The sequence below is a fragment of the Paenibacillus germinis genome (assembly GCF_013141785.1).
In the GTDB taxonomy this organism is placed as follows: domain Bacteria; phylum Bacillota; class Bacilli; order Paenibacillales; family NBRC-103111; genus Paenibacillus_E; species Paenibacillus_E phytorum.
The window spans coordinates 198,899-223,012 of the sequence record NZ_WHOC01000133.1; the positions used below are offsets into that span (position 1 = coordinate 198,899).

The window sequence follows — 24,114 nt, forward strand, 5'->3', positions numbered from 1 at the left end:
CCCTATAGCTACTTGGGACTTCCCTTATTTATTGCGATAAAACCTTACTTATGTAAGTCTTGTGAATGACTGTTTACTTATGTATTGTTGGTCGTGATCTTACAGAAGGACAAAAAGAAGAGCGATAACAGCAGGCAACCCCTGTACCAGTAAAATTGACTTTTTCGCTGTTGCCCCACCATACAAGGCAGCAATAATGACACAGATTAAGAAGAAGATCTCGATAGAACGACCAATAGATGCATCAGGATGAACGAGCCCCCAAATAAGACCAGCAGCAAGAAATCCATTGTATAAGCCTTGATTAGCCGCAAGTGATTTGGTTTCCAGTGCTTGTTCCTTCGTCATTCCGAAGGCTTTCAAACCACGAGGTGTCGTCCATAAAAACATTTCCAAAATTAGAATGTAAATATGCTCTATGGCTACGATGCCAACAAATAGGGAAGCTAACATAAATACCTCCTCCTTTCACAGTCATTTTACGTTAAAAGATGGCACTTGGCTACACAGCAGATTTGCCTTCATCTCACTTTATTTCCCGATCACATATGTACTTACCTTGAAGTAAGCGTCGCACCTCCAGGTAACTTAATCACCTATTTGTCAGTTCTTACATTAACCGGGGAATGTCTCTATAATATAGATAGTTAGTATTTATCCCATATTGCACTAGGAGGATAACAATCATGCAATATCGCAAACTCGGTAACAGCGGTCTCAAAGTCAGTGAAATCAGTCTTGGCAGTTGGCTCACATACGGCGGTTATGTCGGGGATGATCCTGCCGTCCGTTCTATTGAACAAGCTTATGATTTGGGTGTTAATTTCTTTGATACAGCTAACGTATACGAACGTGGTGAAGCAGAAAAAGTGATGGGCAAAGCACTCTCTTCCTATCCACGGGAATCCTATGTTCTAGCCACAAAAGTTTTTAATACGATGGGCGATGGTCCTAATGATCGCGGTTTATCCCGCAAACATATTAAAGAGCAGGCCGAAGCCAGTCTACGTCGACTGAATGCGGATTACATTGATATTTACTATTGCCACCGTTATGACCCTGAAACTCCGCTTGAAGAAACTTTACGCGCATTGGACGATTTAGTCACACAAGGCAAGGTGCTCTACATCGGTGTCAGCGAATGGACGCCAGCTCAGATTGTTGAAGCTTACGCAATCGCAGACAAGCTTCTGTTAGATAAGCTCATTGTCAATCAACCGATCTACAACCTATTCAATCGCTACATCGAAAAAGAAATTATCCCACTTGGCGAAGCTAAGGGATTCGGTCAAGTTGTCTTCTCACCGCTTGCGCAGGGGCTTCTTACAGGCAAATATCGTGCAGGACAACCCATCGCTGCTGATAGCCGAGCAAGCAGCAAGAATTGGAGCGACAAGCAATTAAACGAAGCTTCTTTGAATAAAGTGGCACAATTATCTGGAATCGCCGATGAGCTTGGCATCAAGGTCTCTCAGCTGGCCATTGCTTGGATTCTCAGACAAAACAATGTAGCAAGTGCCCTCGTTGGAGCTAGCCGCCCTGAGCAAGTCGTTGAAAATTGCGCAGCAAGCGGCATCCGCTTGACGGAAGATGTGTTACAAAAGGTCGAAGACATCCTTCAAGGATAAGAAGTACACCTGATTAGCTTGATGAAAATCCCTTACTATGTGAGGGGTTTTTCTTTTTATGTTCGGATGCTATTTTGGAAACAACGAGCCCTAAAGATTTGAACGGTGCCATACACACGGCGCTAACAGATCATTCTGGGTGAATAATAGTTGAACCATTGGAAAATTTGTTTGAAGAGGTGAAGTTTCCCATGTTGATACTTGATTCAATAGGATGAAAAACAGCCATCCAAGATGCATGCATCTCGAATGGCTGTTCACTTACTTATTCATTTCCTTCTTGAACGTGCTCTTTGCAAAACGCTTCTACTGCGGCAACTTCATCATCCTCTAGATCAAAATCTAGATAGAGTTGTGTCGTTTTCTCATAAAGCTCATACTTCATAATCCCAGACTTTTCCTCTTCCACGCTATAGATCGCTCTGATATATAATCCGCTTTCCGAGTATAATTCGTCATCTTCCTCAACTTCAATATCAATGAGAAACTCATATCGCTGCCCCGTCAAAATCCCAAATGGATCTTTCACTAATTCCACAGTGTAACTTGTCATTGTAAACATTGGACCACCCCTTTTTCATCTGCAGGTTATAGTATACCTGAAAATAAGAAAAAAACTAAACTTTCGCGGAAGTATCTTTTCTTTTATTCTCCATCGTTACTCGACTTATGCTGTTTTCGCGACCAGTTTTTAGGATTTAAGTACCGTCTATATTTTCTCGCCACTTCTTTACCTAGAATGATGCCGCCTGTCCAGAACGCAATCTCGCTAACAATGAGAAGACCAGCTATCCAACGAGCAATCCCACCTCCGGTATGAACGAAGAATGGAATCGTAAATGCCGACAAAAGAGCTATCGCAGAGACGACTAGCATTGCAATACCCAGTTTTTTCAAAATAACAACCCCCTACTATCAACTTCTACCCTACAACTCTACTTGCCTTTTCCAACATTATCAAGTTTGACAGAAAAACAGATTACTCCCCATTTCTCCCACAGATCAGAAAACAAACGGGTGCGGGTTGAATTTGGGAAGCGGATAGAAGAACTATGGTTGCGGCTTACCTGTGATTGGGCCATGAGATGGATGTGCTCCTTTATTGGAGTATACAGTAGAAAGTTGAGTGCTTAGAGCAGGTAGATAAGCAAGAATAAGTTCACTGGTGAGTGAACATTAATTTTTTGACCGGTTGTAAACCATGTGACGTGCTCTGTTGTTGGAGGGTATAGTGAAAAGTTTGGTGCGACGGCAGGTAGATAGTATTCTGTTCAAATACTGATAAACAGCTGATCGAATCCAACTCTGAGGAGCGATTTCGGACATATAAGCTGCTAATCTGCGGATCATAGGGAACGAGCAGCCGCTATTTCGGTGATTATGCCGACTCTGGGCCGGTAAGCGGAACGTGGGGGCGCTATTTTGGCGTTTTACCGGTTTTTACGCCTCGAAAGCGGGAAATAGAGGCTCCTCGTTCCGCGAAAACGTGATATAGGCGTTTTTGAGTAAAATAAGGCTTCTACGTTCCGCGAAAATCTGGTGAGACCGTGCGCGGGTTGAATTTGGGATGCTGATAGAAGAACTATGGGTGCGGTTTGCCTGTGATTGTGCCATGAGATGGACGTGCTCCTTTAACGGTGTTTATTGTAGAAAGTTGAGTGCGAGGGCAGGTAGAAAATCAAGAATATGTTCACAGGTGGGTGAACATTAATTGTTTGGCTACTTGCTAAGGAGCGACTATATGGGAAAATCGACACGAAATGGACGGTTGAGCGGTTTACGGTTAGGGGACTGGTATGAAAAAAAGACCGCACAGCCTAAGCTGTTGCGATCTTCATTTCTAGCCATACTGGTTACTTAAGGCGCATTCGGTCCTACCTCTGTTACCACCAACGGATGTTTCCCAAATGACGTGCTTGAAGACCGTTCATCTGCTCCAATATCAGTGGTGGAGCGTGTTTCTCCATCCATATCCTCTGTCACAAAGGTGTAGGTTCCCAATGCAGCGTTTATTGCCGGACTGGTAGCGGACAATTTTTGCAACCCGTTTACAGTTGTAAGCAACGGATTTATTCCCCAAATTTGGGCGGCCGTCCTCGAACTATTATTGCTTACTGTACTGCCAAACCCAATATTCCCCTCGAATATGGTGTTGGTCGTCACAACTTCATCATAGAGGGTACCCGTGGAATTTTTTACGATATTATTAGCCACTCTGCTGTCCTGAGTTGCATACGTTTTACTGGAACCAACAATAATTCCCGTCGTGCTGTTAACAATCGTATTGTTGACGACTTGCGCTCTGTAAATTTTCCACTGCGCTCTCAAGTCATCAGCCGTTGGATTGGAGGGATACCCACTCGTACCTCCATCGTAATTACCATTGTCAAGAATAATGGCGTTAGCCGTAAGATTCTCCATGTAATTGTTGTATATCTTATGGTCGTTGCCATAAATACGGATGCCCGCTTCTTCCGTTTCTACACCATCGCCAAGGAAGAAGTTTCCGTAAAATGAGTTGTTATGCCCATGTCTTGATGTTAGTCCTCCTTTGGATGTCTTAAAGGTATTGTAGCGAACTGTGTTATTGCTGCTTTTCACCGAAACGATCTCGGGTTCGCCATCGCAGTTCTCAAATAGATTGTACTGTATGGTATTAAACCCATTAGACAAGGAGATTCCCGATAATCCAAGTCGTATCGTTTCTTTGCCATTAGCAACCCATGGACCCACATCATGAAAGTAATTATATTCGATGACGTCATACTGAGAAATGTTCCCATTATTATCGCCTTGATAGGCAATTAGAGGATCCGTGTCACTCTTGGGACCGAAGTCATTATGGTCGATTCGATTATGATGACTATTGACACCGCTAACCTGAAGCCAGATTAGTGTTCCTCCGGTTGCTTGTAGTGCAAATTGATTTCGAGTTACTCGAATATTATTGGATCCATCTAAGAGAAGAGCTGTATTTCCTAAGTTTGTAAATTTAAGCCCCTCGATAACGACATTGGACGAGTTTTGAATCTGGAGAGACGCCCCACCAGAAATAATCGCCTGCCCTTGATAAGCTGCCTTGATCGTGATGGGGCTGCTCGCTGTGCCGTTTTTGTTGCTCAAAACGAAGGGGCCTGTTTGTGAGTAGGTCCCATTAGCGAGAACAATCGTGGTACCTGCACTTGCATTGCTCAAGGCCGTTGTTAACTCTGCGGATGTGGAAACAGGAATACCAGGAGTAACTGGAACAACGCCATAGATTTCTACCTCATTATAACTATTCCATGCGTTGACGGAGTTGCCATGTCCAACAATTCGCACATAACGGACTGGCGTTACATCAGGGAAATCAAATGTCTGTAAGCTTGTATTCAAACTGCTGGTCACGTTGGACTGAACCGTTGTGAAATTCACGTTATCGGTTGAAGTTTGAATATCAAAGCTGGAAGTTCTTGTATCCCCGCTTAAAAATGCGATCTTAATGAAGGCAACCTTGACACTGGAACCCAAATCATACTTGATCCATTGCCCATTACCATTAGCAGACCAGCGAGTGGTTAAGCTTCCATCCACCGTGTTAGCAGGCACATTCCCATCATCCGCGCTAGCGGTAACGGAAGACCCGGGGACGGAAAACTTCGCGTCTACGGAAGCGCTTACAGAAGTGTCTCCGTAAATTTCAACTTCTGTGTAACTATTCCATGCGTTGACAGAGTTGCCATGTCCAACAATCCGCACATAACGGACGGGGTCTACATCCGGAAAATCAAAAATCTGCAGGCTTGTATTCAAACTGCTCATCACGTTAGCCTGAACCGTCGTAAAAGTAACATTATCCGTAGATACTTGAATATCAAAATTGGATGTTCTCGTATCCCCATTTAGAAAAGCAATTTTAAGGAAAGATACTTTTTTAACGGAGCCCAAATCGAACTTGATCCATTGCCCGTCACCACTTGCAGACCAGCGGGTGGTTAAGCTTCCATCCACCGTATTGGCAGGTACGTTCCCATCATCCGCACTCGCAGTCACGCCAGATGCTGCAACCGACAATTTAGCGTCCGCCGCATAACCTGAAAAAGGAATCATGGCAAGAAACAAACTAACCAATAACATAACAATGCCTGCTTTTTTTCCTCTTCCCATTAATTACATCCTCCTCTTAACTTGGTTTCATTTTCGAACCAACCAATCCTTTCCAACCTTTAAACTCCTTTCATTGTCGTCGAGTGCGCACTCTCCTTCAATTTTAAATAAATCATGGAGATAATAAATCTTCATAATCGTAAATTCATCTTTAAAATCGAAACTCCACACCCTCATTACCTATTCTGGCTATTCAAATATGGATGTAAACGCAAAAAAGGAGTGTCCTCAGTTACCAGACATCCCTTCGCGGCCTTGCCCCCACATTCTTATAACCAAAGCAGCGGTTGTCGGATGGCCATATTTCGACGCACCTCTGAACTCGCCGGGCTTTTATCAAGCTCGTGCCACAGCTTCAGCAAATCATCAGTTTCGTAAGCAAGCCCCGCGAATAATAGCAATGATATCCCGACAGGCCACTCTTCAAAGCACTCCACATCATGTCTATAAGGCCATGCAGCTTTATTCATCAAATATGGTGTCAGAAAATCGATTCCCTTCCGAATTCCTCTTCCATCGGGTAATTGATAATCCCATAGGTTATCGTTCGGAGTCGATAGGATATGGCAGAGAGTGACCAGATTATCCAATGCGAAGATGGAATAAGCATAAGGCTTAGTTCGCGCCAATTCCCTCGGCAAACTGCCGTTCTGATCCATTTGTTCAGCCAGCAGACGGGTCTTGAATTGTTCCCGGCAAAAGTCAAGCATTTGTTGATTTCCAGTCATCCATCCAAATGCCGCTGCTTGCACAAACCAGCAGATCCCATGATTATTGGACGCGTCCCTTTCCTCAATACCTTGATGATGCGTGCTTATCCAATTCAAATAACTGGAGAACCAATCCGCGAGGCCCAACCTTGTCGATTTATCCACAGATAATGCCGATTGTAAAGCTTTTACGGCAACCGTAACGTCGATCAAGTGGAGCGTATCGATAATCCCGATTCCCCTTCCCTCGCATACGCCAGGAATCGCTTGGGCGTACAGCAGATGCGGATACATTCGGGTCTGTTCATCCAAGAAAAACCCCTTCAAAAGCTGTATCGCTTTTGCCGCATACCGTTCGTCCTCAGTAATCCGATAGGCCGAAGCCAACCTGACCACATGCGACCTCATAAGCCGCAGCGTGCTCCGATGGTGATCGAAATTGCCAGGATTACTTTCACCATCGCGGCGAATATACGGAAGTCCGTCCATCGTATCCGGATTCGGCCACCAGTAGTCTCCATTCGAATAATAATCATGCAAGCCTCCAGGACTTCCAGGAGCAATATGATCTGTTATATGTATCACCGGAGCGTGAAGCGAATCCTCCGCATCATGGAGAATTCTGTCCATATCAAAGTAATCTTTCCATTGTTCCTTGTTTAACTTTAAGATCTCCATCATTAGGCCCCTCCCTGCAAACTAATATCCTTCTACGATGCAACATTTGTAAAAGCAATTAGCCTATGACTTGCTAATTCCATAATGAAATCAGCAGGTCACAGGCCTGTTTGCTAGAAAATACGATTCTTCCAGCCTAGCAGTTTTGCAATAGCCTCAACATAGTAATAGTCTCCATAGATCAAGGAAACATCAATGTTCTGCCCAGCGGGTAAATTGCCAGTTCCGCCACGAAGGATCGCCTCATGCTCCGGTTGATCCCATGTCGCATAGTTCTGGGTCAAGGATAGCAGGATCCGTTCAGCTGCCCGCCGATAAAGTGCGCCCTCTACGGGTGGAAGTGCATCAGCCAGCTCAAGCAAACCAGACGCAGCGCAGGTTGCTGCAGACGTGTCGCGCGGGAGGCCCTCCAACGATTCGTCTGCGCGGAAATCCCAATGCGCTACATGATCCTCTGGCAAGCAAGCAAGGAAATAGTGTGCTACGCGCCTAGCCGCATGGAGATATTTGGTATCCCCTGTGTAGCGATACGTGTTGGCCATACCATGCAGCGCCCATGCTTGCCCACGGCTCCAGGAAGAGTGAGGACCTGCACCTTGCCCACCAAGAGATTCGATGAGTTCACCTGACCTTGGGTCAAAGCTAAGAATGTGATTCACAGATCCGTCTTCTCGGATAAAGTGTTCCACCACCGTATCTGCATGCGCCTTGCCTACATGCTCAAATCGCGGATCAGCAGACTCTTGTGCAGCCCAAAACAACAGAGACAAGTTCATAGACGAATCCACGATAGACCATCCGATTTTTTCTTGATTCCAAGCTCTCAGAAACTGACCAGCCAGATTGAAGCGTCCCGTTAAGAAGTTTGCCGCAAACAGCCCCCGGCGCTTGCCGTCCTGATCGCCTGTCAGCTTGTATTTGATAATCGCCGTCGGCAGGAATTGAAAGCCTACATCATGATGGTAGTTGTTAGCCTCGATCATCTTCTTTTCAAACTTCTCGTCCCAGCTCCAAGCCGCTTTTTTGTAATGATCCTTGCCTGTCATTTCGTGCATAATCCACAGGATGCCTGGCCAAAAACCGGATGTCCACCAATCGTGGCGCATGTCATCGTAGATACCGTCTTCCTTAGCCACATGCGGAGATTTATCCCCGAGCTGCTCGATCATTCTATCTACTTTTACCTGCAGCGCCTCCCATACGAGGGGCAGTGCTTCCTTCATACTTGCCGCGTTCTTCCACTTGTCAGCTTGAATAGTTGTCTTGTTTTCCATTCGATTTGCTCCTTTGGTTTTATTGTAAAGTGATAAAAGCAGTAGCCATACCTTCACACTTCGCGCTAACTACCGAAGTCGGTAGATGAGCTACCTTGCCTGCTTTGAAAGCAGCCATGGCTGGTCCGCCCGCAGAGATGAACGCAGTCTCACCAATGGCAGCTGCACTTCCACCCTGCGGATCGATATAAATCCCCGCACATCCAGTTGCCAGCTGTACGAGCCGCGAGCCATGGATCGTGCCAAGACCATCAAGCAGCTTGCCATCGCCACTAAGTCCGAAACGAATGAAATGAGAATTATCTGGACAAAAAACACCCTTCTCGTCAAACATACGCGCTTCCACATAGATACGACCATCATCCTGCTTCATTGACGTAAGCTGAAGCTCCGTCGGCTCCCCCCATGTCTCTGTCTGGTAGTTGAAAGTCATCTCATCTTTCACGATGATGCCTTCCTTCTCTGCGATGACCTGCACATGGTTCATGCCAGGATTGAAGGCAGTATTCCAACGTAGACCCGCACATGGAAAGTCTTTGGAATTACGCTGTTTCACGCCTAAACTAACCCCATTAAGGAAAAGCTCTGCCTTAGAGCAGTTGGAATAAACCTTTAGGCACTTCTGCTCATCCTTAGCCCCCCAACGGACTGGCATCGTGTGACCGTAGATACGCACCATAGGTTCTTTAGACCAATAGGATTGGAAGACATAAAAAGCTTCCTTCTTCGTCAAATCACGTTCAACGATTCCCTTCATATTCAGATATGGAATCGGTGAATCCGGGCGGACTGGCGTGGCGAAATCCTTGAAAGACCATTGTGCCGCTCCTGTTAGCCAATCCATTCCCTCTTGGCATTTTAAATACCAATCGATCATTTCACAGAAGTAGGTCTCCGACCAATCCCCATCACGAGAGACACGCGTTTCGCCACCTGTAAGTAAATAATCCCCATCTCGCTCTTCTGTAGCTCCGTTTCCGCGAGGGATATACTCGAAACCGGTGTATGTTTTCTCCACATGCCGAGTTGGCAAATTATCAGCCCCCCATTCCATATGGAAAAAGGAGTCTACCTGTTCAAAGGCCATCCTGGAGCTTTTCTCGTAGTCTGTGTATATACCTCGATACCACCCTGCCCAAATGGATGGCGAGTAGACATCAATAATATCTTTGCAAAACTCACATCGACGTATCGCGGTCAGACGCCCTGCATCCAACTGGTGTGACAGGTCATGAAGCTCTTTCATAAAGCCACGGATTTCTTCCTGATCAAAATAATCAAAATCGCATTCCCAATCATTTTCATTGCCAAGCCCCCAAAGAATCACGGACGGATGATTGTAATGCTGAGAGATCATCGAACTTAGCATATCGCGACATTGCTGCCGGTAAGCTTCACCCCCTAACCCTCCACGGCACCAAGGGATTTCCTCCCAAACCAAAATGCCGAGATCATCGCAAAGATTCAGTACAATTCTCGATTGCTGGTAATGCCCCAGCCGAATAAAGTTAGCCCCCATGCTCTTAATCAATCGCATTTCTTCACGAATCATTTCTTCTGTCATTGCAGGCCCAACACCGGCATGATCCTCATGTCGATGTGTACCGCGAAGCAATAACCGCTCACCATTAAGCTTGAAAGGACCTTGCTTCATGAACTCAAAGAAACGAACCCCGAATTTCTCGTTAACCGTAGTCTCTCCATGGACGCTCGAAAGAGTCACCTTACAACCATACAAAACAGGTTGATCCGTCGACCAGAGCTGAGGTGTATCGAGCTCGAACACGGTTAGCTCCTTTTCACCTTCCCATGGCATTGAGCTCACATTTGAAACCGCTATCACTTTTCCCGTCGGGTCCATTAATTGGATCGTCAATTGCAGGTTTTCGTTCAAGCCCTTCGGATTATATAACGCAGCGCGAACTTTCACCGTACAGGAGGATATCGAACCCGAGCCGGTTACCGTCGACTTTTGCAAGGCTTGCGTGTCGGTCTCGATATGTACTTTCTCCAGCGACATCGCTGGCACATAGACCAGATTCAGATAGCGATACACACCGCCATATAGGTGGAAATCACTAGCATCTGACGGAATCGTCTCAAGCTCACGGCTGTTATCGCACATGACGGCTACGGCGACTTTACCCTCATAGCGTTCAATTCCCTGCGCTCGTGCAGCAGCTTCCGTAATATCAACCGTGAATTCATCATAACCCCCAAGGTGTTCGCCCACCTGCTCGGTATAAACAAATACGCTAGAACGCTGTCCAGCTCCTTCGAAGTGCAAGAGCGTTCGGCCGTTCGGATACGGATTGTTCACCTCCAGCTTCGTGCGATACCAGCCCTGACCTTGATAGTACTTACTGTCTGGGTCCATCGTATCCAAAGCATTGTAAGAATGCGGAAGCTCTACTTGCTTCCATGGGACATTATAGTGATTTTGGAGCTTATCGCCCCGCCATACCTCCCACACGCCTCCTAGACTTCCACAGTAATGCTCCCAATTCTGATTCAACCGTTGACCTAGCAATGTCAATCACTCCCACCGAAATTCTTGCCCTCAGTATAGCAAAAATCAATCGAACAGAGTGTAGTGCTCTTATGATAAAATGTTGTTGTATTATGATTTAACAGATTTGAGAGAGGGGAGTCATTCGGACCATGAAGGTAATGAATTACTTGAACCTTAATCAACACCCTGCACATCTTCAATTTTACCGAAATCGGACAAATGCATTTGCTGAAATCTATCACGCACATCAAGGTATGGAAATCCTTATCGTCCACGAAGGCACCGGCACAGTCATTGTGGAACAACAAATTTTCGACCTAGCACCTGGCATGCTCTTTTACTTCAGACCTTTCCAGCTTCATCGGATTCGTATGAACGAACTAGCCCAACAAGCGTACATCCGATCTTTTTTCGTATTCGAACCTGCACTGCTTGATAGCTGTTTGGGGGCGTTCCCTTCCACACGTGAATTTTTCCAGAAGCTTTGGAAAGACCCCTTGTCTATTCAAAAGATCAGCGGACTAGACACAGAGGCTCTGCATAACTTGCTTCAAGCGCACCATCAAACAATTGAGCATGCCAAACCGGAACATTTGCTGGAAGAGCAATTGTTCTTCTTGACCAACCTGATGCATCATTTGAAAACTTCCTATCCATTAACCGGCTACAACCTATCCACTGAGCGCAATTCCAAAGTAAAGTCCTCATCCATTGCTGAGAAGGTCATGGAATGGATTGAACTCCATTACATGGAGCCATTTGAGCTTAATCAACTTGCACAGGCCATTCATTTATCGCCAAATCACATATCAGCTGTCTTTAAGCAAATCGTAGGCAGCAGCATTACCGAATATTTGACTGCTAGACGCATTCGTCAAGCCTGCTTATTGCTTAAAACAAGTGACATCTCTATACAGGGAATCGGGCAGGCTGTAGGTTTGGGGAACTTCTCTTATTTTTGCCAAATGTTTAAGAAACACGTGGGATTGACCCCCTATCAGTTTAAAAGTACGTCAGACCAGCCATGAAAGATTCATATATTAAAAACAGCAAGACAAAAGAGGACTATCCCATAGCCCTCTATCTTTTCCTTAGCGCCCTACGGATACTTTTTGATCAAGATGATAATATTTAAATAACCTCAGATTTTTCAAGCTATTTGGTAGAGCTTGATTTCTTGATTCAAGAACTTCTGCCGGCAATTTGAACAATGTTGAAAGGTTTTTGGGGAGTGTTTGGTTGGGGACAGGCACTTTCTTTCTACCTGGGATAAAGTTTTTAAATGAAGCGATCTGGAAGCCCCAATCTCCGAAAGAAGGGACATAAACATTGTAGCTTTTCGTCTTCATACCTATGCTTTTCAACGTATGATGAATGCTCCAATATACTCGCGGCATATCTTCTGTGGAATTGGATTGGATGACAACGATACCGCCTGGAGCAAGCGATTTTACTACACGTTGAAGAAATTCTTTTGTGTACAACTTACTAATCACTCTATCTGATGGATCGGGAAAATCAACGATAATCACATGATAGGATTTGGATGTAGGGAAAAATAATTTTGCATCCATTTTATGAACCTTTACACGTTTATCAAATAATGAACGATGATTTAATGTAGATATGGGCTTTCTTTTAGCCATTTCGATGATTTTCGGATCCAACTCAACCAGATCAACCGTTTTAACATCCTTGTATTTAAGCACTTCTCGTACTGCGAATCCATCGCCACCACCTAATATCAAAACATTTCGGCGACTAAGCGACATCGTCATTGCCGGGTGAACAAGTGCCTCGTGATAAAAGCGTTCATCCAATGAACTGAATTGCAGCTGCTTATCCAGATACATTCGTACATCTCTGGCTTCGAGCAAGACTATATTTTGATACCGACTTTTACCTTTATATATGATTTTAGGTTTCCTTTGCAATAAATGCTTTAGTGTGTATTGATCCCATATATCCCCCCGCATTTGATTAGAGTTTGGTTTTTTAGGTATCAACTTTTTCATCCTACTTGGAGTCTTTGTCATTTTTTGCAATGATTTCACCTCACATAATAATTACAGTCTCCTTGAATTTTCCAAACAAATTAAAATTATGATATGCCATCATTTTCGAGAAAGTGTGGGCTGCGGTTCTCTTCGAATTGCCTATGACTGGACAGTTGGGCAGTTTTTTATCAGAAAAAAAGTGATTTGAATCTATCGAGCTGTTATCGGCTAGATCATTGTATCCAATGAATTAATGGGGTGCAGGATTCCCTTATAGGCAAAGGATGCATTGCCGGTTTCCTCTGAAACGACGAGTACAAGAGCATCGGTTCGCTCTGTCAAGCCTATCGCGGCACGATGCCTTGTCCCCAGTTTTTTGTCAACCGTTATATTAGATACTGGCAAAACATTCGCAGCCGAAACGATTCGATCGGATTGAATCAATAGGGCTCCATCATGCAGCGGATTGCCTGGGTAAAAGATGGCTTCTAATAACGAGTAAGTCAGCGTTGCTTCCAACCTAATGCCAGAGTGCATAAACATATCCAGCAGATCGTTCCTCTGGATCACGATCAAAGCACCATGCCGGCGTTCCGACAGATGCTGAATGCAAATGGACAAGTCTAAATAATGGGTCGTGAAAGAGGATAAATAACATTGCAAATAGAAGGAAGCAGCTATGGATTCGACTTGTTTAAATGCTTCACGAATGTCGTCAAATCGACTTAAAAGACAGTTATTTTCATCATTATCTAAGGTATCCAAGCTGCACTCTATTTCAGCAGAAATGTGGCGTAATTGTCGCTTCAACTGTTCTTTCATCGGGGATATGTCACAATTTACTTGCTGCACTCGTTACACCTCAGAACTTCATTATTATATTCACGAATACGTTAATCAACCTTCAGTATACCTATGAATTAATATGTACATTCTTCCTTATATGTATTACTTTAAATGTAATCGTAAACTGCTTAGATCGGAAACTGCTTAGATCGGAAACAATCCAAAAAAAAGAGGACCCACAGCAACATGCTGCGGGTCTTAGTTTACATTTATTTTTCTTCATTACCATTTCATTTAAACTACACTACATCTCAATCAGAAACAATTCTTCCAAATCCTTATCTAGCAAATCACTCAATTTCTTAGCTGTGGATGGGCCGACTGATTTAATTGATCGTTCAAGCAGACTGATATAAGCATGACTTAAACCCGAGTGCTTCGCCAACTCTCTCTGGGAGTAGCCTTTAATGACTCTCGCTTTAATAAAAACATCGGTCTTCGCCAAGATCTTGATATTCATTCTGCCATAGACCCCCGTTCTCATTTTGTTCCCCTCACAAACATTATACCACTGGAATTTTACTTATGCAACCAATTTTGTTTACATAAGTAACCAAATGTGGATCATTTTTATCCATTTCTCCAATTGTAATTACATTAGTAAACTGCTAATATTAAATCGTTTACTAATGTTTACTTTTGTAAGTGAGGTGAGTGAGAGTCTATGTATTTCTACGATAAATTAAAAGATATGCGCAAATTAAAAGGCTTCACCATCCGCGAGCTTGCCGACCGTTCAGGAGTCTCAGCAGCTTATATTTCCCAACTAGAGAACGGAAATCGCGGCATACCTTCACCGGAAGTATTAATGAAGCTGTCAGAAGGACTTAACACTTCCTATTCCGAACTGATGGATATCGCTGGATATCTGGAGTCCTCTCCGTCTGAACAGCAATATCAAAGTAATCCCGTTAATTTGCGACGTTTTCTCCGTGAGAATGAGCTTATGTTTGATGGTTTTGTACTTACGGCTGAAGATAAAGAATGGGTCGAGCGTATGCTGACTGTCTTATTTTGGAAAGACCGTCAAACGAATACATCCGACGGTCAATGATTCAATTTTATTTCACAAGACCGTTTCGAACAATTCTTGTCATCATTTCTGCGTTCGGGTACTGAGCTTCTTCATATTGCTTAACCACGTCTTCAATCCGATATGGAACACGTTCAATCGAGGTTCGGATTTGTCCATTTTCAATTTCTACAACGGCATAAGCAGCTTTTGGCATACCGTCAAAAGGCAGACCTACGCTTCCAATATTCAACAGTATTTTGCCATCCATATAACGGATAAATGGCCTGTGGATATGAGCATAAATGAATATATCCGCATCTGACGCGGACATAAGCTTAGACTTCAGCACCTCATCGCCAGCGCCAGGAAGAACAATTTCGAACAAGCTATCTGGCGTCGCATGGAACGCATGAATAGTGATACCCTCAATCTCAAGCTTCATTTCAGTGGGCAGACTCGCCAAATATTCGATATCCTGCTTGTCCAATTGCGCAACCGTCCACTCCAGTTCCATCTTCATCATTTCAATGACCTGTTCCGGGACTTCTCCTTGATTTATACCGCGCACAACCCATTCATCCGCGTTTCCCTTAATGATCTGAGTGTTTAAGGATCGGACCAATGCAAGAGATCGTTTGGGATCCGGTCCACGGTAGCAAAGATCACCCAGCACATAAACGCGGTCAATCTGATTCTTCCTTAAATCTTCCAGAACGGCTTCCAGTGCGATTGCATTCCCATGTATATCCGAAATAAAGGCTAATTTCACTCGGTTTTCCCCCTATTTATCACTCATTTACCGATTGGGTAATCAATCACTATAACATTCTCAATAATTCCCTCTAATGATTTCACGAATTGCTGGTGCGCAGGATGTGGTCCGTATTGTCGCAGAGATTCTTGATCTTCAAAAGTCACACGAAGACCTAACGTGTATCCTTGCACATTATCTGTTTCTTCCGTCACATTTACGCCGGCCGTCAAATCGACAATACCAGGGATCTTATTTTTTAAAGAAAATAAGGTTTCAAGCAATTCCTTTTCCTTCTGTGGATCTAAATGCTCTTTAAATCTGAACGAAACCAGGTGCTCAAACATCATGGCTAAAAAAGCCTCCTTTAGGTTTAATTTAGCATGTTAGACTTTGACCAGGTTCCATGACTACACCCTTAATTCCCTCAGCAGCCAAACTCTCAACAAAAACCGTCGGATCCTGCTTAATGAGCGGAAATGTATTGTAGTGCATCGGAACGACCATTTTTGCTTGTAAAAATTGTGCAGCGATAACAGCGTCGCGGGGGCCCATGGTATAGTTGTCACCAATTGGAAGGAAGGCAAGATCGATTGTATTTAATTTGCCCAGCAATTGCATATCTCCAAAAAGGCCCGTGTCCCCTGCATGGTATATCGTTTTCCCCTCTGCTGTAATGAGGAAACCACTAGCCATTCCTGTATAAATATTTTCTTTGGTTCCAGGAGGGTTATAAGAAGAATCGTGCAGCGCCAGTGTCATTTTCACTTTACCAAAAGGAAACTGATATTCTCCGCCGATCCCCATTCCGTGGGTTTTTGCCCCTTGGAATGACAAGTACCTCCCCAAATCATTGGGTGCAATAATCGTGGCTTCGTTGCGCTTTGCAATCTCTAGTGAATCACCTAAATGATCAGCATGACCATGTGTGACGAGTATGTAATCGGCCTTAATTTCTTCCGGTTTTGCAGTGGCTAGAGGGTTATGGTTCAAGAAGGGATCAATGATGAGCGTATGCTCCTTTAATCGAATCTCAACACAGCTTTGTCCATGAAAAATAACGTTCATCAAATCGCTCCTTTGTAATTAGCTGATTTCAATTCATTATTCTTGGTTTGGCTTCAGCCTATTTTAGCATACTTTATTTACCACTTGCTTCTTTACGATTCCCATTTACATTCCTCAGGCTTCTTATCCGGCAAAAAACCACGAAACACCGTAGTCCTTAACTGATGCGTATCTGTCCGCTCCAAATAGTCAATCCGGCAGCACAAGCGTGGTTCGATCCACTGCGTTTTGTCTTCCATGAACGTGCTCAATTGCTTAGCTAACATTAAAAACATTTGCTTATCTTCTGATAGAAAACCAAACTCAACCACACCAACTGGCTTATTCTTCACCGTTCTGAAATTCAAGCCGATAACAAGGCCAAATGGATTCGTTCTGTACCCCAAAATAACAACGTCAATCGTTTTAAAATATTTGATTTTCAGCCAATCGTCACTCTTGGTATCCACTTGGTATTTGGAATTCTTTCGCTTAATCAGTATCTATATAAAGTAATTGTACATATAATTATAAAATTAATCCTATTTAAGGTAAATCAATCATATTTAAATATAATTTAAAACTGTACATAATTAATTATTGTACATTAAAGTCTTAATTCTTCTTATTTATGTACAATTCACTTATATTTGTTTCTTAGGTTGCTTCTAAATATACCAATGACAACAAGCATTCATTTCTTTTCTAGACCTGAGATTTTATAAAAGAATGACGAATAAAAAAGAGAGCTCCTAAATTCATTCCTAGCCATGCATAGATTTGAGTTCTTTCATCCTCCGTCCTTTATCAGAAATGGTAATACAAAAAATCAATAAATTGAGATTTCTACATGGTGCAACAATATTAACAATAAATATGAGCAAGAAAAATTGTATATATTTATTTACAATATTCTAGAATTATATTGTAGAATATATCTGTTGCTTCACTAATAGTACCGAAAGGTTGATTTAAATAATGAAAGAATTAAATGATCTTTTTGATGAGCTATTTATAATTAAGCGCTTAAATACATCAAAAATTAGACAATGTAAAAGAATACTATCAAAAAAACTACTACCGAAGATTGTATTACAATTACACCAAATTATTATTTATGTACTTAATGAGACAGAACCTCATTATTATTATGAACTCAGAAAAACAGTTGATTTATTCAATTCATTTACAACAAAGTATTTTGAAACTTTAACAATAAAACCCGAGGACTTATTTAATACAAAAAATAGTGAAGAAGTAATTAATTCACAAATATTAATAGGTACAATGATTGTTAATTGTAGGTTTTCATGGATTCTCGAAAAAATTGGACTGCCAGGTGAGTCATACAAATATTTAATGAAATCCTTCGACCCTTTTATTGAAATCTACAACAGAGATACACACATTGGTGAAGCTCATTTGAATCAATCTCGATTTTTTATGTTCGATTTATACTGGCGAGCAAATATGCTTGAAAATCCTTATTTAAGAGAAGCATACCTACAAAGAGAAATACTTCAACTAAAACTACGTTCAACTATGGGAGATATTAACCATGAGGGATTAAATGACTACTTATTCATGAAGGATTTAATTATTCTCGGAAATGATGCGACAAAATCAGATGTAATTTATTTATGTGCTCTCGGTGAATTCTTAAATAAATACCACCGGGATGATGAGCGATTAAATGAAACAATTGATAGACTGTCGCTGCAATTGAATTTCGAAATAAATAAAAACAACCATAATGTATTTGACATAGCAAATACATTATTTCTTATAACTAAAAATCTGACTTATTTTCAAATCGCTCTAAATTCTGCAACTAATGGCCTGTTAGATACGCAAAAATTAGAGGCTGCACATCTAATATTGAAATTGAGAATTATAAATAGTAGATCCAGTTTTAATGTAGAAGAACTAACTTCTGCATATGAAAATTTATTTAACGTAATCAATACTAGTTTTGCCGATGCAATTCTGAATAAACTGATAAGACAAAGTTATAGTCAAGTAATTATTGATCTAGTATTATTTTGCTTAGAGATAAATCGATGGGATTTGGCAATGGAATTCGCTTATCGATGGAAAGTAAATGAATTGTATGATAGTGAAATGAAGTCAGTTGTTCTATTTACTATTAGTAATATGGTCGACAATAATGTTATACACATTTTAAGAGTGAACGATACAATCAAAGTACTTAAGAAAAAAAATTCTATTTCTTTGTCAGAGATTTTTGAATTACAAAGTAAAATAGAGGGTACATGGATGGTAAGCTTAGAAAATCCAGATTCATTTGTATATGATTATCAAAATTTAGGCAATATTGATGTTTCCTTATCTAACAAATATGAAGAAATGATAGAGGAATATTTTAACTTAAAGTTACTTGAACAGGAAATCTTAAGATTAGATAAATCTCTAGAAATTAGAACATTTGAATTATCTTGGAGTAATATACCTTTTATACCTCTTCTAGAAAGTAATACAAATTATAACTTTAGTTCTCTTGTAACAAACCAACCATTTCCATTAAAAGCAATTAAAAAAGTATTGATATGGTGTGATCCAGATCAAAGCTTAAATTTTTCTGTTATTGAAAAAGAGTTTATTACTCAGCAACTTCATAATTACGGCGTTACTTATGATTTGTTTGAAGGTTCTCAATGTACTAAAGAACTTTTCGGAAAATTATATTCCAATCCTGATTATGATTTAATTTGGCTTATGTGTCATGGTAAATTTAATCCAGATGATCCCACTGACTCTGAGCTTATTATTGAAATGGATAATCCTATTACTGCACGAGAATTATCCTCTTTAGACTTCTCTGATAAATCTAGAAGAATCCTTGTTTTAAATGCTTGTCAAAGTAGCTCATCAGCTGTTCGATTCAATTCAATGGGATTTCTAGGATTGGCACCTTTGCTTACATCAGAGTACCAATCCGTAATTGGCCATTTATGGACTGTTGATTTTACTGCTAGTACAATTCTAGGCAGCTTTCTTGCAAATGCTTTAGTTAAGGGATCATCACCCAGCAAAGCACTGTCTGATTCAATTAATATTATGAAATGTGGTAATGAAACCGTAATTGAAGAAATGAAAAAAATAAACAAAGATTTCGACCTTATTAAGGAGTACACCAGTAAAAATATGAAAGATCTTTTCTATTCTTGTTCGCCTATAATGTTCATGTAACTTAAATGTTACTGGTAATATATTTTGTAGGTTTAATATAATCAGAAACTGTTATTACTTGTAATTAATTTAGCAAGCAAAATAAAGCACTCCTATTAGACTTACAAAAAAGAAGCTCATTTATGTTAAAAAATGGGCTTCTTTTCTGTCTAATATTAATTTTCACCGATTTTTAATTCTCGACTTTTATAGATATAACTGACTAATTTCCAATTAATATTTAAGTATTCATTATCTAAAAAGATAACAAATATTCTTCTAGCTCGTTTAATCCTAAGAAAACAATATTGGATTCAATTGGTGGGAATTTAGTCCAGTACATACTTCTTTTTGTTAAAAATATTGGAATAACTTTAACTAAAGAAGGATCATTAAAATTGATTCTTTTAGCATTGCATATTTCTACAAAATGATCTGATAAATATGATTGTCGATTTAGAAGTTTAGAAATATAACTTTTCCCTTTATCTGATTTACCAAAAAATATTTTATCCAAATCCCTTTTTGCGTCTTTCATACAGTATGAATCTCGAATATATTTACATTCAATATTAAAAATAATGTTTTTCTTTTCCCAAAAAGCTAACACATCATAATCCCCAAGATTTCTGGGATGATTACCCGATCTATCTATTTTAAACAACTCAACTTCTTTCATTACTTCTGGTACAATATTTTTAGTAATCTGAAAAGTAACATCTACAAGCTTATCTTGAAACTTCTTTTCTTGTGATATAAGTACTGTGTCAATTGCCTTGCTAGGTATAGAATAAGGCATATGAAAATTACTAAGACCTCGCATCCAAATTTTCTGAGCTTTATCAGTTGATACAACTCCCCAACTGATGGAGTTATCTTTGTATATTAATGGTCTTATACTATATCGCCACGGACGTTTAGAATATTCCCAAACCGGAATATCTTCATTAATTTTAAATGTCACTAAATCCTCAAACCTACCATTAGAATCCATTGTTTTTAGAAGCATAGTCTTATCTAACTTCAAAAAATCAATAATTGTTGTAACCTCATCAATGGTGATATCTGAGATAACACTTAAACACTCCTGTATAACGTCTTCAAGCAAAGCTTCCCTATAAAATCCATTATTTTGTGCAGTCCAGGTACTTAAAACATGCAGAACAAGACACATATTCTTAAAAGTAAATTTTAAATCTTTTAAAAATGCTTGATCTATTTCATCGAGATATATCTTTAAATTATCAATAACTTCAATTTCACCTTTGTTTTGGCTTAGTTTTAATTGCTGCCTCGCCAAAAAAGTTTGATAGGAATCCATGTTTAATTTAGTTGCATCGTCATAGTTAACATTTACTAGGAAATCCTTAGTTATTTCCAATGTACAGTCAATATGAATTTGATAATGCATTGAGTCACTTGCAGTATAAACAACAAATAACCAATCAACTAAAGCTAGAAGATATTTATATGCACCGAAATCAAGCTTAATATTTCCGCTATTCTCAATCAGTAATGAACTTTCAATTAAATATCTAATACTTTTATGATATCTAATGAAATCATCTTCATTCTCTTTTAATATTTCTTCTCGATCGAAATCCACATCCATTAAATGAGTATAGCCGAGCTGACCATGTTTCAAATTGTTATTATGAATGAATGCGTCTGATTGATTAATCAAGAGCCAATATAACTGCCTTGATTCATAACGTGACAGTTCACATTTTAGTTCAGATAGGATAAGCTTACATATTTTGTTTAAGTTTAATATTCCTGTTTCAAAATCATATGTACCGGGTTCTAATGAAGCATTTTTACATAATAAAGCAATTTTATTACGAACTTTTTTAAAATGTATTGCATCAGGTAATAGTACATGTACCTTTTCATCTACAGCATAATCAAAACTTAATTCATTTAATACAAAACCTGGCTTATTATCAGTTGTTTTTTCAATATCACATAATATTTTTTGAGTATGTTCTTCATCAGCTATTCCCTTAATACTTAATAAGAAGTCAGTTATTAGTTTGTTTTCCACTCGTCGGTTTAAAACACTTAAAAAGTTTTTTTGAATTAGTTCTTCATCAAAAACAATATTTATATCATACAATCCCTCTGGACTATACTTAGAATCTATTGTCCATAGTCCTCCACTTGGTACTAAGTGATGGACATGTGAATATAGTTCATTATTTCCAACCAAAGACGCAGGATAAATTTTCACATTAATCACCTGACGCTTTTGGAAATATTGAAGTTCGAACAATTCTTTACTAAATGAATGTAGATTGTATTCTAAACATTCTGTAACAAAAAAACTTAACCTAGCTTGGTCAAAGCTCATATTAAGATTAGTACTAATGAATAAGTAACAGTTTCCAATTTTCCGGTAGTAATTGACCTCTCGATCCTTTTTACTTACAAGGCGAATACTTTTATTTTCTTTTGTGATTGTCCAAGATCTGGGATGATTGTGATATGCAATTTCGGGAAATAAAGTCCAGAATAAATATAAGTTTTCATAACGAAAATGAGAACCCCAATTAGTATCTAACATAACCATATTGAAATCATTAGCGCCTTCAATCAACACTGAATTTGAGTCTTTAAAAGCTCCAAATAAATCCAATTTACTACTATGAAAAGTCTTATTCTCCATCTCTTCCATAAATACAAAAAAATCGCTAAATTGATCCAAATCATCAATCTCATCAACAATCGCAATATATTCTCTTAGGAAAATAAAATCTGCTGAAATATCATTTGGAACATGCAAAATCATAGTTTCTGTTGATAGACTTGGAATTACTATAATGAATCTTGGTTTTAAAACCTTCTTAGTTTCAATGGAAACTGCTTGATTATTACCACGAAGAGCAAATAAAAATTGTCCGGATTTAATTAAGTTTGATGTTTGTTGTAAATCATTTTTAATACTATCCAATTCACCTTCAAAATTCTTGCTTCCAGGATCCATTGTATAAACAAAGTGAATTTCATCTTGAGAGATATACGCACTTGTATAAGTAATCTCAAGAGGTTTTCCTTCATTAATTGGACTTATAAGGGAAACTATTTTATCTGTTGAGAATCTATCTTCGATAAATCTTGAAATGCTTTTATCCGAAACACTTTTGGTTTTGATTTTAGTTTTTTGAGTAAGTTGATCATACAACTTTCCCCATTCATTAAACAATATAACCGCGTAGTCACGACTAAAGATAGGTATTAATTCGTCCGAATAATTAATAAACAAAGTTTTATTTGTTGTTTCAAAGAAATTATTAATAAAAGTTGACTCTTGCAATTCTTTATAATGTACATCGCCAAACTTGCACGAATATGCCTCTAAGTAGTTTTGATCCATTATAAAATATAAATCTCTGTGTTTCCCTTTCCACAGCTCACAAACTTGTTCATAAAAGTTTTTTGATGGACATTCTAAAAATCCACTTGGGATATCTTCGCTATCTAATTTTCTGTTAGTACTCAGGTTTGATATTAGGTATTCTTGAAGGCGTAAAACAGATGTAAGTTCATTACTAGGTGATCTATCTATATTTTCGGAAAACTCTTGTTCCAAGGGTAGAAAAAATATTTGAAACATATAAAGGTATTCATAGCTATTTTCAAATCCACCACCATAGAAGACCTTATATAAATTACTTTCATGATAAAATCGAATTTCTCCGAAGTCCTGCTCTGGCCAATAATCTTCAAGCATTGTAAAATGTGGTATTACATCAAATAGTCTATTACAAAAACTTTGAAAATCCTTGTATTCTATTATTTCTTGATTACCTGAAAACTCATTCTCCTGAATATTTAGAAATATTTTGTATATTAAGTGAATCTTAACGTTAGCTGATATATTTGGTAACCACGAGGCTATAGCAAACAATGCCATCGACAGACAATGTGGGTTATAATCCTTGAAGATTTCTTTAATATAACGAATTGAGCTATCAAAGTCTGTTTTGTTTATACAGCATTTTTTATATTTTTTTCCACTCCCACAACTACAGGGATCATTTCTGCCGGGCAATTGCATAAAGATCCTCCCTACCCCAAATTCCTAAGGAATAAACTACACCTAAATTCCTTAAAATATTTTCCGAATTTATTTAATATACTTAGTTACCCACATCACATATCTTGTTATATCAAAAATATGGTAGGAATAAATATAATTATTTTACCACACATTTACCAACAAAATTCTAATATTTTCCATTGAATTCAAATAAAGAATAAGGGATCACAGTTTATACGATCCACTTATATATTAATAACATATTCCACGGTCAAAGTATTT

Annotated in this window: 19 protein-coding genes; 4 read left to right on the top strand and 15 right to left on the bottom strand. The window is 39.7% G+C overall.

Annotated features, from left to right (window positions below; all coding sequences use genetic code 11):
* Nucleotides 1-99 precede the first annotated feature (99 nt).
* Nucleotides 100-453 carry a DUF1304 domain-containing protein gene (locus tag GC102_RS24445; protein ID WP_171691804.1) on the bottom strand — a complete coding sequence of 118 codons (354 nt, stop codon included), beginning with the start codon at nt 451-453 and terminating at the stop codon, nt 100-102.
* Between the two features lie 233 nt (nt 454-686).
* On the opposite strand from GC102_RS24445, the gene GC102_RS24450 reads away from it, so the two are divergent.
* Nucleotides 687-1,628 carry an aldo/keto reductase family protein gene (locus tag GC102_RS24450; RefSeq protein ID WP_171691805.1) on the top strand — a complete coding sequence of 314 codons (942 nt, stop codon included), beginning with the start codon at nt 687-689 and terminating at the stop codon, nt 1,626-1,628.
* Between the two features lie 265 nt (nt 1,629-1,893).
* Here GC102_RS24450 and GC102_RS24455 read toward each other — a convergent pair whose 3' ends face one another.
* The 6 genes from GC102_RS24455 to GC102_RS24480 all read right to left on the bottom strand — a co-directional run bounded on the left by GC102_RS24455 (nt 1,894) and on the right by GC102_RS24480 (nt 10,966).
* Nucleotides 1,894-2,190: a DUF6509 family protein gene (locus GC102_RS24455; RefSeq protein ID WP_171691806.1), complete on the bottom strand. Its 297-nt coding sequence runs from the start codon at nt 2,188-2,190 to the stop codon at nt 1,894-1,896.
* A gap of 83 nt (nt 2,191-2,273) precedes the next feature.
* Nucleotides 2,274-2,525: a transporter suffix domain-containing protein gene (locus tag GC102_RS24460; protein WP_246321092.1), complete on the bottom strand. Its 252-nt coding sequence runs from the start codon at nt 2,523-2,525 to the stop codon at nt 2,274-2,276.
* Nucleotides 2,526-3,485: 960 nt separating this feature from the next.
* Nucleotides 3,486-5,774, bottom strand: coding sequence for a chondroitinase-B domain-containing protein (locus GC102_RS24465; protein ID WP_246321093.1), 2,289 nt, complete (start codon nt 5,772-5,774; stop codon nt 3,486-3,488).
* A 269-nt stretch (nt 5,775-6,043) separates the two neighbouring features.
* Nucleotides 6,044-7,165, bottom strand: coding sequence for an alginate lyase family protein (locus tag GC102_RS24470; RefSeq protein WP_246321094.1), 1,122 nt, complete (start codon nt 7,163-7,165; stop codon nt 6,044-6,046).
* Between the two features lie 110 nt (nt 7,166-7,275).
* Nucleotides 7,276-8,385 carry a glycoside hydrolase family 88 protein gene (locus tag GC102_RS24475; protein ID WP_171691838.1) on the bottom strand — a complete coding sequence of 370 codons (1,110 nt, stop codon included), beginning with the start codon at nt 8,383-8,385 and terminating at the stop codon, nt 7,276-7,278.
* A 70-nt stretch (nt 8,386-8,455) separates the two neighbouring features.
* Nucleotides 8,456-10,966: a glycoside hydrolase family 2 TIM barrel-domain containing protein gene (locus GC102_RS24480; RefSeq protein WP_171691807.1), complete on the bottom strand. Its 2,511-nt coding sequence runs from the start codon at nt 10,964-10,966 to the stop codon at nt 8,456-8,458.
* A 131-nt stretch (nt 10,967-11,097) separates the two neighbouring features.
* Here GC102_RS24480 and GC102_RS24485 point away from each other — a divergent pair, with 131 nt between their 5' ends.
* Entirely contained in the window at nt 11,098-11,976 is an 879-nt protein-coding gene (locus tag GC102_RS24485; RefSeq protein WP_171691808.1) for a helix-turn-helix domain-containing protein, read from the top strand.
* A gap of 63 nt (nt 11,977-12,039) precedes the next feature.
* On the opposite strand, the gene GC102_RS24490 is transcribed toward GC102_RS24485, so the two are convergent.
* From GC102_RS24490 to GC102_RS24500, 3 genes are all read right to left on the bottom strand, one after another.
* Nucleotides 12,040-12,984 (bottom strand): spermine/spermidine synthase domain-containing protein, encoded by a 945-nt coding sequence (locus GC102_RS24490; RefSeq protein WP_246321103.1) that lies wholly within the window; start codon nt 12,982-12,984, stop codon nt 12,040-12,042.
* A 189-nt stretch (nt 12,985-13,173) separates the two neighbouring features.
* Nucleotides 13,174-13,797 (bottom strand): sporulation-specific diadenylate cyclase CdaS, encoded by a 624-nt coding sequence (gene cdaS, locus GC102_RS24495; RefSeq protein ID WP_171691809.1) that lies wholly within the window; start codon nt 13,795-13,797, stop codon nt 13,174-13,176.
* A 238-nt stretch (nt 13,798-14,035) separates the two neighbouring features.
* Nucleotides 14,036-14,251, bottom strand: coding sequence for a helix-turn-helix domain-containing protein (locus GC102_RS24500; protein ID WP_216625547.1), 216 nt, complete (start codon nt 14,249-14,251; stop codon nt 14,036-14,038).
* A gap of 204 nt (nt 14,252-14,455) precedes the next feature.
* Here GC102_RS24500 and GC102_RS24505 point away from each other — a divergent pair, with 204 nt between their 5' ends.
* Nucleotides 14,456-14,845 carry a helix-turn-helix domain-containing protein gene (locus GC102_RS24505; RefSeq protein WP_171691810.1) on the top strand — a complete coding sequence of 130 codons (390 nt, stop codon included), beginning with the start codon at nt 14,456-14,458 and terminating at the stop codon, nt 14,843-14,845.
* Between the two features lie 7 nt (nt 14,846-14,852).
* Here the strand turns inward: GC102_RS24505 and GC102_RS24510 are convergent, their stop codons facing one another.
* From GC102_RS24510 to GC102_RS24525, 4 genes are all read right to left on the bottom strand, one after another.
* Nucleotides 14,853-15,575 (bottom strand): metallophosphoesterase family protein, encoded by a 723-nt coding sequence (locus tag GC102_RS24510; protein WP_171691811.1) that lies wholly within the window; start codon nt 15,573-15,575, stop codon nt 14,853-14,855.
* A gap of 23 nt (nt 15,576-15,598) precedes the next feature.
* Nucleotides 15,599-15,907: a Dabb family protein gene (locus tag GC102_RS24515; RefSeq protein ID WP_246321095.1), complete on the bottom strand. Its 309-nt coding sequence runs from the start codon at nt 15,905-15,907 to the stop codon at nt 15,599-15,601.
* A 28-nt stretch (nt 15,908-15,935) separates the two neighbouring features.
* Nucleotides 15,936-16,625: a metal-dependent hydrolase gene (locus GC102_RS24520; RefSeq protein WP_171691812.1), complete on the bottom strand. Its 690-nt coding sequence runs from the start codon at nt 16,623-16,625 to the stop codon at nt 15,936-15,938.
* A gap of 92 nt (nt 16,626-16,717) precedes the next feature.
* Nucleotides 16,718-17,074, bottom strand: coding sequence for a DNA ligase-like domain-containing protein (locus GC102_RS24525; protein WP_171691813.1), 357 nt, complete (start codon nt 17,072-17,074; stop codon nt 16,718-16,720).
* Between the two features lie 508 nt (nt 17,075-17,582).
* Here GC102_RS24525 and GC102_RS24530 point away from each other — a divergent pair.
* A complete protein-coding gene (locus GC102_RS24530; RefSeq protein WP_171691814.1) occupies nt 17,583-19,814 on the top strand; it encodes a CHAT domain-containing protein in 2,232 nt (743 codons plus the stop codon).
* Nucleotides 19,815-20,049: 235 nt separating this feature from the next.
* Here GC102_RS24530 and GC102_RS39655 read toward each other — a convergent pair whose 3' ends face one another.
* A complete protein-coding gene (locus GC102_RS39655) occupies nt 20,050-23,850 on the bottom strand; it encodes an SEC-C metal-binding domain-containing protein (RefSeq protein ID WP_246321096.1) in 3,801 nt (1,266 codons plus the stop codon).
* Between the last annotated feature and the right edge of the window lie 264 nt (nt 23,851-24,114).